The sequence below is a fragment of the Vulcaniibacterium tengchongense genome, from assembly GCF_003814555.1.
GTDB lineage: Bacteria > Pseudomonadota > Gammaproteobacteria > Xanthomonadales > Xanthomonadaceae > Vulcaniibacterium > Vulcaniibacterium tengchongense.
Genome location: NZ_RKQN01000001.1, coordinates 782,932 through 795,483 on the forward strand (window position 1 = coordinate 782,932; position 12,552 = coordinate 795,483).

Annotated in this window: 12 protein-coding genes; 6 read left to right on the forward strand and 6 right to left on the reverse strand. The window is 71.3% G+C overall.

What is annotated here, in order from left to right; translation table 11 throughout:
- Positions 1-21: 21 nt before the first annotated feature.
- From EDC50_RS03565 to EDC50_RS16295, 4 genes are read right to left on the reverse strand one after another with little or no spacing between them, the layout of a single operon-like run.
- Entirely contained in the window at positions 22-1,089 is a 1,068-nt protein-coding gene (locus tag EDC50_RS03565; RefSeq protein ID WP_425477865.1) for a hypothetical protein, read from the reverse strand.
- Positions 1,086-1,967, reverse strand: coding sequence for an ABC transporter ATP-binding protein (locus EDC50_RS03570; protein WP_123769622.1), 882 nt, complete (start codon positions 1,965-1,967; stop codon positions 1,086-1,088). Before EDC50_RS03570 ends, EDC50_RS03565 begins: the two co-directional genes overlap by 4 nt.
- A 5-nt stretch (positions 1,968-1,972) precedes the next feature.
- Positions 1,973-2,353, reverse strand: coding sequence for a GntR family transcriptional regulator (locus tag EDC50_RS03575; protein WP_123769073.1), 381 nt, complete (start codon positions 2,351-2,353; stop codon positions 1,973-1,975).
- 4 nt (positions 2,354-2,357) lie between these two features.
- Positions 2,358-2,756 carry a hypothetical protein gene (locus EDC50_RS16295; RefSeq protein WP_158635670.1) on the reverse strand — a complete coding sequence of 133 codons (399 nt, stop codon included), beginning with the start codon at positions 2,754-2,756 and terminating at the stop codon, positions 2,358-2,360.
- Positions 2,757-2,879: 123 nt separating this feature from the next.
- On the opposite strand from EDC50_RS16295, the gene EDC50_RS03580 reads away from it, so the two are divergent.
- The 6 genes from EDC50_RS03580 to EDC50_RS03605 all read left to right on the forward strand — a co-directional run bounded on the left by EDC50_RS03580 (position 2,880) and on the right by EDC50_RS03605 (position 7,934).
- Positions 2,880-3,461 (forward strand): glutathione peroxidase, encoded by a 582-nt coding sequence (locus EDC50_RS03580; protein WP_123769074.1) that lies wholly within the window; start codon positions 2,880-2,882, stop codon positions 3,459-3,461.
- A gap of 113 nt (positions 3,462-3,574) precedes the next feature.
- Positions 3,575-4,510, forward strand: coding sequence for an FKBP-type peptidyl-prolyl cis-trans isomerase N-terminal domain-containing protein (locus EDC50_RS03585; RefSeq protein ID WP_123769075.1), 936 nt, complete (start codon positions 3,575-3,577; stop codon positions 4,508-4,510).
- Between the two features lie 327 nt (positions 4,511-4,837).
- Positions 4,838-5,617, forward strand: coding sequence for an FKBP-type peptidyl-prolyl cis-trans isomerase (locus EDC50_RS03590; RefSeq protein ID WP_123769076.1), 780 nt, complete (start codon positions 4,838-4,840; stop codon positions 5,615-5,617).
- A gap of 68 nt (positions 5,618-5,685) precedes the next feature.
- Positions 5,686-7,071, forward strand: a complete 1,386-nt coding sequence (locus EDC50_RS03595) for a UDP-glucose dehydrogenase family protein (protein ID WP_123769077.1) — start codon at positions 5,686-5,688, stop codon at positions 7,069-7,071.
- Positions 7,071-7,301 (forward strand): SlyX family protein, encoded by a 231-nt coding sequence (locus EDC50_RS03600; RefSeq protein ID WP_123769078.1) that lies wholly within the window; start codon positions 7,071-7,073, stop codon positions 7,299-7,301. The genes EDC50_RS03595 and EDC50_RS03600 overlap by 1 nt, the downstream gene beginning before the upstream one ends.
- A gap of 9 nt (positions 7,302-7,310) precedes the next feature.
- On the forward strand, positions 7,311-7,934 hold the full coding sequence (locus EDC50_RS03605; protein WP_123769079.1) for a DUF2058 domain-containing protein: 624 nt from the start codon (positions 7,311-7,313) through the stop codon (positions 7,932-7,934).
- 693 nt (positions 7,935-8,627) lie between these two features.
- Here the strand turns inward: EDC50_RS03605 and metH are convergent.
- Positions 8,628-11,330 carry a methionine synthase gene (metH, locus tag EDC50_RS03610; RefSeq protein WP_277872342.1) on the reverse strand — a complete coding sequence of 901 codons (2,703 nt, stop codon included), beginning with the start codon at positions 11,328-11,330 and terminating at the stop codon, positions 8,628-8,630.
- 123 nt (positions 11,331-11,453) lie between these two features.
- Positions 11,454-12,551 (reverse strand): homocysteine S-methyltransferase family protein, encoded by a 1,098-nt coding sequence (locus EDC50_RS03615; protein WP_123769081.1) that lies wholly within the window; start codon positions 12,549-12,551, stop codon positions 11,454-11,456.
- Position 12,552 lies beyond the last annotated feature (1 nt).

The window sequence follows — 12,552 nt, forward strand, 5'->3', positions numbered from 1 at the left end:
GCGGCCGGTCCGCGCCCGGCGTCAGCCTTCGTCGCGCCAGCGGCGCAGGCGCGCCGCGGCGAGGATCATGCCGGCGCCGGCCAGCGCGCCGATCCACAGCTGCGGCGTCAGCAGCGTCGAGTACATCGTGCGCAGGTTGATCGCCTGGCTGATCGCGCCCGGGCCATCGAACTCCATGCGGCCGACCTGCGCCGCGTCCAGCCAGGTCATCGGCGCCACGCTGAGCAGCGCGCGGGCGACGATGTTCTTCCAGAACCAGAACGACTCCAGGTCGAACAGGCGCATCAGGTCGAACCAGGAGACGAACACGCCGGCGAACACCGGGATCATGATCGCCCACAGGAACGGCTTGCTGCGGGCCCAGGCCGAGCACAGCATCAGCCAGCCGACCGTGGGCAGCGCCCACAGCGCGTACACCGGGATGCTGGCGACCAGGTGCAGGGCCACCTTCAGCGGGCTCGCCGGCACCCACAGCAGGGTGTACGGGTTGCCGCCGTGCAGCAGCACGAACAGGCTCACCAGGACCAGGAAGCCGAACACCGTCGCCACCGAGGCGAGCACGGCCAGGGCCGGCGCCAGCAGGGTCGCGCTGGCGGCCTTCGACAGCACGGTCTGGTGGTCCGAGACCGGCAGCGACTTCCAGAACAGCACGCTGCGGTCGCGGCGCTCGTCGTACAGGCTGCCCAGGCAGTAGAAGAACACCACGAAGGCGAGCACCAGGATCGGCCAGCCCGCGGCCATGTACAGGCTCAGGTCGAGCGCGCCGCCGAGCTGGCGCAGGTCCTCCGGCGACATCTTCGAGGTGAGCTGGGTCAGGTCGAGGCCGTTGATCCGCACCGTGCCGCCCTCGACCGCGAAGTCGGCCTCGCCGGCGACGCGGCGCAGGCTGACCTCGGTCAGGACGAAGCCCATCAGGCTCAGCAGCAGCAGGATGCCGCCGGCCACCAGCGGCGCCCACAGGAAGCCGCCCTTGTGCTCCCACAGTTCGCGCCGCAGCAGCATGCGGAAGGTGCGGGCGGGCTGCACGGCGGTCGCGGCGTGCGGCGCGCGGGCGGGTTCGCTCGGCGCCGTTTCGATGGAGGCGTTCATGCGTAGGTCCCCTTCATGGTGGCGACGAACAGGTCGGCGAGGCCGGGCGTGCGGGTCTCGCCGAGCGCGGCCAGCCGCTCGGCCGGCACGCCGTCGAACAGCATCACGGTCTTGCCGAAGGGCAGGGCGCGCTGGTCGAGCGGCCTGAGCGCGCGCGCTTCCTCGCTGCGGCCGGCGTCCACCAGCACCTCGACGAAGCGCTCGCCGAGCGTGTCCATCGCGGTGTCGAGCACCACCTTGCCGTCGCGGATGAACATCACGTCGGTGAGGATGTGCTCGATTTCCTCGACCTGGTGGGTGGTGACGAGGATGGTCTTCTGCTCGTCGAAATAGTCCTCCAGCAGGCGCTGGTAGAACTGCTTGCGGTAGAGGATGTCCAGGCCCAGGGTGGGTTCGTCGAGCACCAGCAGGCGCGCGTCGATCGCCATCACCAGGGCCAGGTGCAGCTGCACGATCATGCCCTTGGACAGCTCGCGCACCCGCATCTGCGGCTTGAGCTGGGTGTGCTCGAGGAAGCGCTCGCACTTGGCCCGGTCGAAGCGCGGATGCACGCCGGCGACGAAATCGATCGCCTCGCGCACCCGGATCCAGCGCGGCAGCACCGCCACGTCGGCGATGAAGCACACGTCGCGCATCAGCTCGTCGCGCTGGGTGCGCGGGTCGCGGCCGAGCACGCTGAGCGAGCCGTCGAACGGGATCAGGCCGAGGATGGCCTTGAGCGCGGTGGTCTTGCCGGCGCCGTTGGGGCCGATCAGGCCGACGATGCGCCCGGCCGGGATCTCGAAGCTGGCGCCGTCCAGCGCGATCTTGTTCTTGTAGGCCTTGCGCAGCCCCTGCGCGACCACGACCGGGCGCGCCGCGGGGAAATCGTCGGGCATGGCGCTCATGGCGCACCTGCCTGGCCGTTCTTGCGCCCGGCCTGCATCAGCTGCTCCAGGCTCAGGCCCAGGCGCTGGATCCGCTCCAGCACCTGCGGCCACTCCTCGCGCAGGAACCGCTCGCGTTCGGTGATCAGCAACTTCTTGGCTGCCTCTTCGGTGACGTACATGCCCAGGCCCCTGCGTTTCTCGACGAGTGCCTCGTCCGCCAACTCCTGGTAGGCGCGCGAGACGGTGATTGGATTGAGCTGGTATTCGGCGGCGACCTGACGCACCGAGGGCAGCGCGTCGCCGGGCTTGAGGACGCCATCGAGCATCATCGCGATGACGCGCTCCTTGAGCTGGCGGTAGATCGGAGCGCCGTCGCTCCATTGGATTGCGGTCATCGGTTCAGCCCCGCGGTGCGAAGGAGAAGTAAGGCATGAGGAGGGTCTGCCGGCGGTGCCGGGCGGCATTCCGTGCCTGCTTCTTGGATTCGGTCTCGTCGATCGCCGCCGCCGCGCCGCCGCCGGCGCGGCGGGCGAGGGCGGCGGCGGCCGCGAGCTCGGCGGTGAGCGCCGCGGCTTCGGCCAGGGTGTCGACCTCGGCGGCGCGGCGTTCCAGGCCTTGGGCCGGCGCCGGCGGACCGGCGGCGCCGTCGGCCGGGACGTAGGTGAGCTCGAGCGGGCCGAGCTGCAGCGGGATCGGACCGGCCGCGCGCGGCGCCGGGTCGGCCGCGAGCAGGGACGCGAACAGGGCGGCGGCGGAGAGCGCCACGGCGGTAAGCGTGTTGTGCAGCTTGCGGTTCATGGTGAACGTCCTGCTCGTAGCCAACCGGTGTTGTAGGTAACTATAACACCAAAATGCCCCGCGTCAAGCCGGGGCTCCCCGACTGAAGTCATAATCGGCGCGAGTTCCTCCGGAGGCTTCCCCATGACCGCCCGTGCCCCCTTGCGCAAGCGTCTCGCCGCGGCCGCGGCGCTGTCTTTGCTGCTGGTGTCGGCTTGGGCCGCCGCGGCCGGCGGCCTGCTCGACCGCAGCTACCGTCCGCTGGCCGGCAAGACCCCGGTGAACCTCGCCGGCGCCTATCGCGGCGACGTGCTGCTGGTGGTCAACACCGCCAGCAAGTGCGGCTTCACCCCGCAATTCGAGGGCCTGGAGGCGCTGCACGCCAAGTACCGTGAACGCGGCTTCGCCGTGCTCGGCTTCCCGTCGGGCGACTTCAAGGCGCAGGAATTCGAGGACGAAACGCGGATCCGCGAGTTCTGCACGCTGACCTACGGGGTCAAGTTCCCGATGTTCGAGAAGGTGCATGTGGTCGGCGCCGGCGCGACGCCGCTGTACCGCGACCTGGCCGCGGCCACCGGCGAGGCGCCGAAGTGGAACTTCCACAAGTACCTGGTCGGGCGCGACGGACGGGTGCTGGCCAGCTTCGGCAGCCGCACCGCGCCGGACGATCCCAAGCTGATCGCGGCGATCGAGAAGGCGCTGCAGGCGCCGCGCCCGCGCGGCTGAGCGGCATTGCCGCCACCGCGCCGGGCCGCGACAATGGCCGGCGGCCCCGCGGCGTTTCGCGCCGCGGGGGCGGTTCCTCCATCCACACGTCTCACCCACGGAGCAGTAACCCGATGAAGGCTTTCTTGCGCGGCGCCGCCGTGTCGATCACCACTGCGGCCGCGCTGTTCGGTGCGGCGGCCTCTGCCCAGGACAAAACCGTGCTGACCACCGAACGCGAGAAGACCAGCTACATGGTCGGCAGCGACATCGCCCAATCGATCGCGCCGGTGGCCCCGGACATGGACCTGGCCGCGTTCCAGCGCGCGGTCCAGAACGCCTTCGACGGCAAGCCGCCGCTGATCAGCGAAGCCGAGGCGCAGAGCGTCGGCCCGGCGCTGATGCAGCGCATCGCCGCGCGCACCGGCCAGGCCCCGGGCGAGGGCAAGCCGCCGGAAGTGGCCAAGGACAAGGTCGGCTTCCTGGTCGGCGCCGACGTCGGCCGTTCGCTGGCGCCGATCAAGGACGAGCTGGAGCTGCCGGTGCTGGTGCAGGCGGTCCGCACCGCCTTCGCCGGCGGCAAGCCGCTGCTGGGCGAGGCCGAGCAGGCCGCGGTGCGGCAGGCGTTCCAGCAGAAGATCCAGGCCAAGATGCAGGCGCAGAACGCGGCGCTGGCGGAGAAGAACCAGGCCGAAGGCGCCAAGTTCCTGGCCGGGAACAAGACGGTGAAGGGCGTGTTCACCACCGGTTCCGGGCTGCAGTACATGGTGCTGCGCCAGGGCTCCGGCCCGCGCCCGAAGACGACGGACCGGGTGCGGGTGAACTACCGCGGCACCCTGCTGGACGGCACCGTGTTCGACAGCTCCTATGATCGCGGCCAGCCGGCCGAGTTCGCGCTCAACCAGGTGATCCCGGGCTGGACCGAGGGCGTGTCGATGATGCCGGTGGGCAGCAAGTACCGTTTCTGGATCCCGGGCGACCTGGCCTACGGCGCCCGCGGCACCCCCGGCGGCCCTATCGGCCCGAACGCGACTTTGGTGTTCGACGTCGAACTGATGGGCATTCTCTGAATCCGGCCTCCCGCCCCCGGCACGGGGCGCGGGGCAAACGTTTACCGGCCGGGCGGCGCCACCGCCGACCGGCCCGATCCCCGGCCGTCGCCGAGGGGCAATCCGCCCCTGTCGCGAACGCCGGCGCACCGCCGTACGCGGGCGCCGCGGCGCCGAGGGGAGGAGTAAGCTCGCCGAGCCGCCCGCAGCCGCGCTCCCAGTCTCTTTCCGGGCCGAAAAGCCCGGCCCGCCCGGTACGCAAGCCGTTCAGCGATCCCCTGGCAGCGTGTGCCGTTCCGTTCCCGATCGCCGGCACGCCGCGGTCCCTACCCTCGAGGATTCCCCCGAATGAAGCTTTCCCCGCGCCACTCCGCTCCCGTTCTCGCCGTGGCCGCGCTGGCCGTCGCGCTGGCCGCCTGCGACAAGCCGGCCGGCAAGGACGAGGCCAAGCCGGCCGCGGCCGAGCCGGGCAAGCCGGCCGACGGCAAGGGCATTCCCGGCCTGCCGACCGAGAAGCAGCAGGTCAGCTACATGATCGGCATGGACATGGCGCGCTCGCTGGAGCCGGTCAAGGAGGAGATCGACGCGGACACCGTGGCCAAGGCGATGAAGGACGCGTTGGCGGGCAAGAAGCTGCTGCTCGACGACAAGCAGGCCGGCGAGATCCGCGAGGCGTTCGCGCAGAAGGTGCAGGCGCAGCGCATCGCCAAGATGATGGCCGACGCGAAGAAGAACGTGGAGGAGGGCCGCAGGTTCCTCGAGGCCAACGCCAAGAAGCCGGGCGTGGTCACCACCGCTTCGGGCCTGCAGTACCAGGTGCTGACCCAGGGCAACGGCCCCAAGCCCAAGCCCACCGATACGGTGCGCGCGCACTACAAGGGCTCGTTCCTGGACGGCAAGACCTTCGAGAGCTCGTACGACCGCGGCGAACCGGCGACCTTCCCGCTCGGCCAGCTGATGCCGGGCTGGCAGGAGGGCATCGCCCTGATGCCGGTCGGCAGCAAGTACCGCTTCTGGATTCCCAGCAACCTGGCCTACGGCGAGCAGGGGGCGGGGCCGATCGGCCCGAACCAGACCCTGGTGTTCGAGATCGAGCTGCTTGACATAGCCAATACCGGCGCCCGGTAAGCTCGGCTACTTCGCCGGGGCGTCGGGCCGCCGGCGCGAGCTTCCGGTCATCGCCAAAAAGGAGTCGCATGCGCGTCACCATCTTCGGTACGGGATACGTCGGCCTGGTCACCGGCACCTGCCTGGCGGAAGTAGGCCACGACGTGGCCTGCGTCGACATCGACCAGGCCAAGGTCGAGGGCCTCAACAACGGCCTGGTCCCGATCTACGAGCCCGGCCTGGAGCCGATGGTCAAGGCCAACCATGCCGCCGGGCGCCTGCACTTCACCACCGACGCCGCCGCGGCGATCGGCCACGGCGAGGTGATCTTCATCGCCGTCGGCACGCCGCCCGACGAGGACGGCAGCGCCGACCTCAAGTACGTGCTCGCGGTGGCGCGCACGATCGGCCGCCACATCGAACGCCCGGCGGTGGTGGTCAACAAGTCGACCGTGCCGGTCGGCACCGCCGACAAAGTGCGCGCGGCGATCGCCGAGGAGCTGGCCGCGCGCGGCGCGGTGATCGGCTTCGAGGTCGTGTCCAATCCGGAGTTCCTCAAGGAGGGCGACGCGGTCAACGACTGCATGCGCCCGGACCGGATCGTGATCGGCTCCTCCAGCGCGGCCGCGGTGGAGAAGCTCAAGCGCCTGTACGCGCCATTCAACCGCAACCACGAGCGCATCGTGGTGATGGACGTGCGTTCGGCGGAGCTGACCAAGTACGCGGCCAACGCGATGCTGGCCACCAAGATCAGCTTCATGAACGAGATCGCCAACATCGCCGAGAAGGTCGGCGCGGACATCGAGATGGTGCGCCAGGGCATCGGCTCGGACCCGCGCATCGGCTGGCACTTCATCTACCCGGGCGCGGGCTACGGCGGATCGTGCTTCCCGAAGGACGTGCAGGCTTTGCGCCGCACCGCCGAGCAGCACGGCTACCGCGCCGAGCTGCTGGGCTCGGTGGAGTCGGTAAACGAGCGGCAGAAGGGCCACCTGTTCGAGCTGATCCAGCGCCACTACGGCGGCGCGGTTCGCGGCAAGACCTTCGCCGTCTGGGGATTGGCGTTCAAGCCGAACACCGACGACATGCGCGAGGCCTCGAGCCGGCGCCTGCTGCAGCAGCTCTGGGAGGCGGGGGCGCAGGTGCGCGCCTACGATCCCGAGGCGCGCCACGAGGCCGAGCGCATCTTCGGCGCGCGCGACGACCTGGTGCTGTGCGACTCCGCCTACCAGGCGCTGGCCGGCGCCGACGCGCTGGTGGTGGTCACCGAATGGAAGCAGTTCCGCAGCCCGGACTTCGCCCGCCTGCGCCAGGCGCTGGCCGACGGCGCGATCTTCGACGGCCGCAACCTCTACCACCCCGACGAAGTGGAAGCCGCCGGCCTGGCCTACTACGGCATCGGCCGCGGGCGTTCGGTGCAGGCGCCGCAGGCGGTGCCGGCCGCGCCGGCCGCCGCGGCCGCGGGTGCGGCGTGATGGGCGCGGACCTGGAGCAGCGCCTGGTCGATCTGGAAACTCGGCTCGCTTTCCAGGAACATGCGCTGGCCGAGTTGAGCGACGCGCTCGCCGCCGCGCGCGAGGAGGCGGCGCGCACGGCGCTGGCGCTGCACCGCGTGCTGGAGGAACTGCAGCAGACGCGCGCGACGCTCGCGGCCCACCCGTACACGCCGGATCCCTCGCAAGAGCCGCCGCCGCCGCACTACTGAAGTCACGCAATGAGCAACAGCCTTCGCGACCAGCTGCTCGGGCTCGGGTTCAAGCCCGCGCCCGAACCGCAACGCCCGCACAAGCCCGCGCACAAGCCGCACAAGCGTCCGGCGGCCTCTTCGGACGGCGAGCGCGCGGCGCGCCCCGGCGCGCCGCGCAAGGCCGGCACGCCACGGGCGGGGCAGGGCGGCAAGCCGCGCACCCGCGAGGACATCGACCTCGCCAAGGCCTACGCGATCCGCGCGCAGAAGGAGAAGGAAGAGCGCATCGCCGCCGAACAGGCGCGGCAGGAGGAGGCGCGCAGGCGCCGCGAGGCGCGCGCGAAACTGGCCGAGCTGGTCAGGGACAAGGCGCTGAACGACCCCAACGCCGAGATCGCCCGCCACTTCCCGTACGGCGGCAAGATCAAGCGCGTCTACGTCACCGAGGCGCAACTGAAGGCGCTCAACGCCGGCGAGCTGGGCGTGCTCCAGCTCGACGGCCGCTACCTGCTGGTGACCGCCGAGCTGCTGGCCCAGGCCGAGGCGATCTTCGCGCCGGCGATCGCGCTCAAGGTGGATCCGGGCGCCCCGGCCGAGGAGGATCCTTACTCGGACCCGAAGTACCAGGTGCCCGACGATCTGGTCTGGTGAGAGCGTGGCGCGGGCGGCCGTGGTCGCCCTGCCGGGCTGGACGCGGCCGCCGCCTGCTGGCCGGGTTCGTCGAGGCGCTCACGCCCGCGTTCGAACCGCTGCCCATCGGCGATCCCGCGCAGAGGCGCTCGGCGAACCGGCACTCGTGGCCCTCGTGCGGGAGCGATTGCCGCCGCGTCCGTTCCTGCCGAACGCCGGGTCGTCTCCGGGGCGATCGCGTGGAGCTCGCGCGCCGACCCCGCCCTTCCTGTAAGGGCTGGTATTGGGCGCCTCGTTCGCCTCGTTCCCGTTCCGCGGGCGCGCGGCGATTGCGCTTTGCGCGCGTGTCGCGCCGTGCGGCTGCGTGCGCGGCCGGCGCTGCCCGCGCCGCGGTTATGGCGGCGCACGCGGGGAGGCGATCGGCGGACGATGGCCGCGCTTGCGAAGGGGGGCTGCCGAGGTGCCGCGGCGGCGCGCGATCCAGGCGCTGCGCTGGCCCGCCTCGGGCATCGGATCCGGGTTCCCGGCCTCCACCTCCAGGCGGCATGCGACCGGGTGGTTGCGCGTCCGCGTTGCGCGAGCTGCAGGCGCATTGCGCCGCGCTCACCGTGCTCCGGTCCGAGGCGCCGCACTCCTGTTGCAGACGCGCGCGGGCGAATGTGCCGCGGTGATCCGCGACTTCGCCGATCGCATCGACGCATCCGCCGGCGCGGCTCACTCCGGGTCGTAGTCGAGATTGGAGGCCAGCCAGCGCTCGGCCTGGGCGACGCTCACGCCCTTGCGCCGGGCGTAGTCCTCGACCTGTTCCTTCGATACCCGCCCGACCACGAAGTACTGGCTGCCGGGGTGGCTGAAGTAGTAGCCGGACACCGCCGCGGCCGGATACATCGCGTAGCTCTCGGTCAGGCGCACGCCGGCGTTGCGCTCGGCGTCGAGCAGGCGGAACAGGGTGGCCTTCTCGCTGTGCTCGGGGCAGGCCGGGTAGCCGGGTGCCGGGCGGATGCCGCGGTACTTCTCGGCGATCAGCGCTTCGTTGTCGAGCGCCTCGTCCTCGGCGTAGCCCCAGTACTCCTTGCGCACGCGCTCGTGCAGGCGCTCGGCCAGGGCCTCGGCGAAGCGGTCGGCCAGCGCTTTCAGCAGGATCGCGTTGTAGTCGTCGTGCGCGGCCTCGAAGCGGGCGACGTGCGCCTCGATGCCGAGGCCGGCGGTGACCGCGAACGCGCCGATCCAGTCCTGCTTGCCGGAATCCTTCGGCGCGACGAAGTCGGCCAGGCAGAAGTCGGGGCGGTCGGCGGGCTTGTCGGCCTGCTGGCGCAGGAAGTGCAGCGCGACGGGATGCCCGCCGGCCTCGACCACGACGTCGTCGCCGACGCTGTTCGCCGGCCACAATCCGAACACCGCCTTCGCCGTCAGCCATTTCCCGGCGACGATGCGCTTCAGCATCGCCTGCGCATCGCGGTACAGCTCGCGCGCCTGCGCGCCGACCACCGCGTCGTCGAGGATCGCCGGGTAGCGGCCGGCCAGCTCCCAGGTGTTGAAGAACGGCGTCCAGTCGAAGTAGCCGACCAGCTCGTCCAGGGGGTAGTCGTCGAACACGTGCAGGCCCGGCCGCTTCGGCGCCGGCGGCTCGTACCCGCGCCAGCCGCCGTCGAAGCGCTGGGCGCGGGCCTTTTCCAGCGAGACCAGGCGCTTGCCGTCGCCGCGCTGCCTGTGGCGGGCGCGGATTTCGGCGTAGTCGGCCTCGTTGGCGGCGACGAACGGCGCGCGCAGCTCGGCGCTGATCAGCGACTGCGCCACGCCGACCGCGCGCGAGGCGTCCTTCACCCACACCGTCGGCGCGTGGTAGTGCGGATCGATCTTCAGCGCGGTGTGCGCGCGCGAGGTGGTCGCGCCGCCGATCAGCAGCGGGATGTCGAAGCCCTGGCGCTGCATCTCGCGGGCGACGTGGCTCATCTCCTCCAGCGAGGGTGTGATCAGGCCGGACAGCCCGATCAGGTCGGCGTTCTCGGCGCGGGCGCGGTCGAGGATGGTCTGCGCCGGCACCATCACGCCCAGGTCGATCACCTCGAAGTTGTTGCAGGCCAGGACCACGCCGACGATGTTCTTGCCGATGTCGTGCACGTCGCCCTTGACCGTGGCCATCACGATCCGGCCGTGCGGCTTGCCGGCGTCTCCGCCGCGCCGCTTCTCGGCTTCGATGTAGGGCAGCAGGTAGGCCACCGCCTTCTTCATCACCCGCGCCGACTTCACCACCTGCGGCAGGAACATCTTGCCGGCGCCGAACAGGTCGCCGACCACGTTCATGCCGTCCATCAGCGGGCCTTCGATCACGTCCAGCGGCCGCGCCGCCTGGGCGCGGGCCTCCTCGGTGTCGGCCTCGATGTACTGGTCGATGCCGTGCACCAGCGCGTGGGCCAGGCGCTCGCGCACCGGTTTCCCGCGCCAGGCCAGGTCCTCGGCCTTCTTCTCGCCCTTCCTGCCCTTGTAGCGGTCGGCGATCTCGAGCAGGCGTTCGGTGGCGTCGCGGCGGCGGTTGAGCACCACGTCCTCGACCCGCTCGCGCAGCTCCGGGTCGAGGTCGTCGTACAGCGGCAGGGCGCCGGCGTTGACGATGCCCATGTCCATGCCGGCGCGGATCGCGTGGTACAGGAACACGGTGTGGATCGCCTGCCGCACCGGCTCGTTGCCGCGGAAGGAGAACGACACGTTCGACACGCCGCCGGAGACGTGGCTGTGCGGGAAGCGGCGCTTGAGCTCGCGCGCGGCTTCGATGAACGCCACCGCGTAGCCGTCGTGCTCCTCGATGCCGGTCGCGATCGCGAACACGTTGGGGTCGAAGATGATGTCCTCGGGCGGGAACCCGACCTGCTCGGTCAGCAGCCGGTACGCGCGCGAGCAGATCCCGACCTTGCGCTCGGCCGTGTCGGCCTGCCCCTGCTCGTCGAAGGCCATCACCACCACGGCCGCGCCGTAGCGCCGCACCAGCCGCGCCTGGCGCAGGAACTCGGCCTGGCCTTCCTTCAGCGAGATCGAATTGACGATGCCCTTGCCCTGCAGGCATTTCAGGCCGGCCTCGATCACGCTGAACTTGGAGCTGTCGATCATCACCGGCACGCGGGCGATGTCGGGCTCGGCGGCGATCAGGTGGAGGAAGTCGACCATCGCGCGCTCGGAATCGAGCAGGCCTTCGTCCATGTTGACGTCCAGCACCTGCGCGCCGTTCTCGACCTGCTGGCGCGCGACCGCCACCGCCTCGTCGTAGCGGCCCTCCAGGATCAGCTTCTTGAACTGCGCGCTGCCGGTGACGTTGGTGCGCTCGCCGACGTTGACGAAGTTGGACTCCGGCGTGACGACCAGCGGCTCGAGGCCGGACAGGCGGGTGTGGCGGGGAAGGCGGGACATCTCGTTCTTGGCCACGGATCTACTCGGATGCGCACGGATCAGGCGAAGGGAGGGACGGGGCGGCAGGCCGCCTGCGACCGGCGGCGCGGCTTCTCCGGGCCCCGTCCGGGTCCGCCGGCGCCGATCCGCGACCGGGGCTCAAGCGGCATCCGCCAGGCGCGGAACCTGCCGGGGCGGGACGTCCCGCACGGCGTCCGCGATCGCGGCGATATGCGCCGGCGTCGTGCCGCAACAGCCGCCGACGAGGTTGAGCAGGCCGGCGCGGGCGAACTCGCCGAGCACCGCGGCCATGTCCCCGGGCGTCTCGTCGTAGCCGCCGAACGCGTTGGGCAGGCCGGCGTTCGGGTGGGTGCTGACGTAGGCGTCGGCGACCTGGGCCAGCACGTCGACGTGGGCGCGCAGGTCCTTGGCGCCGAGCGCGCAGTTCAGGCCGATCGTCAGCGGCCGGGCGTGCGAGACCGAATACCAGAACGCCTCCGCGGTCTGCCCGGACAGGGTGCGCCCGGAGGCGTCGGTGATCGTGCCGGAGACCATCACCGGCAGGCGCGCGCCGCGCGCGTCGAACGCCTCTTCGATCGCAAACAGCGCGGCCTTGGCGTTGAGCGTGTCGAACACCGTCTCGACCATCAGCACGTCGGCGCCGCCGTCGATCAGGCCGTCGGCGGCCTCGCGATAGGCCTCGCGCAGCTCGTCGAAGGTGATCGCGCGGAAGCCCGGGCGGTTCACGTCCGGGCTGAGCGAGGCGGTGCGGCTGGTGGGGCCGAGCACGCCGACCGCGAAGCGCGGCCTGCCCGGATCGCGGGCCTCGGCCGCGTCGCACGCCGCCCGGGCCAGGCGCGCGCCGGCCTCGTTGAGCTCGCGCGCCAGGTGCTCCAGGCCGTAGTCGGCCAACGAGATCCGGGTCGAGTTGAAGGTGTTGGTCTCGACCAGGTCGGCGCCGGCGTCGAGGTACCGGGCGTGGATGTCGCGGACGATCCCGGGCCGGGTGAGGCTGAGCAGGTCGTTGTTGCCGCGCTGGTCGCGGGCGCAGCCGCAGCCTTCGCCGTGGGCGTGGTCGGGCGCGGCGCGCTCGCGGTCGTAGCCGTGGGCGAAGCGTTCGCCGCGGTAATCGGCCTCGTCCAGCTTGTGCTGCTGGATCATCGTGCCCATCGCGCCGTCGAGCACGAGGATGCGGCGCTCGAGCGCGCGCTGCAGCGCATCGACGCGGTCGGGGGCGAGCCAGGGCAGGGCGTTCATT

Coding starts and splice junctions, on each gene's coding strand:
- EDC50_RS03570 (WP_123769622.1), bottom strand. CDS start 1,967: ATGCCCGACGATTTCCCCGCGGCGCGCCCGGTCGTGGTCGCGCAGGGG.
- EDC50_RS03585 (WP_123769075.1), top strand. CDS start 3,575: ATGAAGGCTTTCTTGCGCGGCGCCGCCGTGTCGATCACCACTGCGGCC.
- EDC50_RS03575 (WP_123769073.1), bottom strand. CDS start 2,353: ATGACCGCAATCCAATGGAGCGACGGCGCTCCGATCTACCGCCAGCTC.
- EDC50_RS03615 (WP_123769081.1), bottom strand. CDS start 12,551: ATGAACGCCCTGCCCTGGCTCGCCCCCGACCGCGTCGATGCGCTGCAG.
- EDC50_RS03605 (WP_123769079.1), top strand. CDS start 7,311: ATGAGCAACAGCCTTCGCGACCAGCTGCTCGGGCTCGGGTTCAAGCCC.
- EDC50_RS03595 (WP_123769077.1), top strand. CDS start 5,686: ATGCGCGTCACCATCTTCGGTACGGGATACGTCGGCCTGGTCACCGGC.
- EDC50_RS03580 (WP_123769074.1), top strand. CDS start 2,880: ATGACCGCCCGTGCCCCCTTGCGCAAGCGTCTCGCCGCGGCCGCGGCG.
- EDC50_RS16295 (WP_158635670.1), bottom strand. CDS start 2,756: ATGAACCGCAAGCTGCACAACACGCTTACCGCCGTGGCGCTCTCCGCC.
- EDC50_RS03565 (WP_425477865.1), bottom strand. CDS start 1,089: ATGAACGCCTCCATCGAAACGGCGCCGAGCGAACCCGCCCGCGCGCCG.
- EDC50_RS03590 (WP_123769076.1), top strand. CDS start 4,838: ATGAAGCTTTCCCCGCGCCACTCCGCTCCCGTTCTCGCCGTGGCCGCG.
- EDC50_RS03600 (WP_123769078.1), top strand. CDS start 7,071: ATGGGCGCGGACCTGGAGCAGCGCCTGGTCGATCTGGAAACTCGGCTC.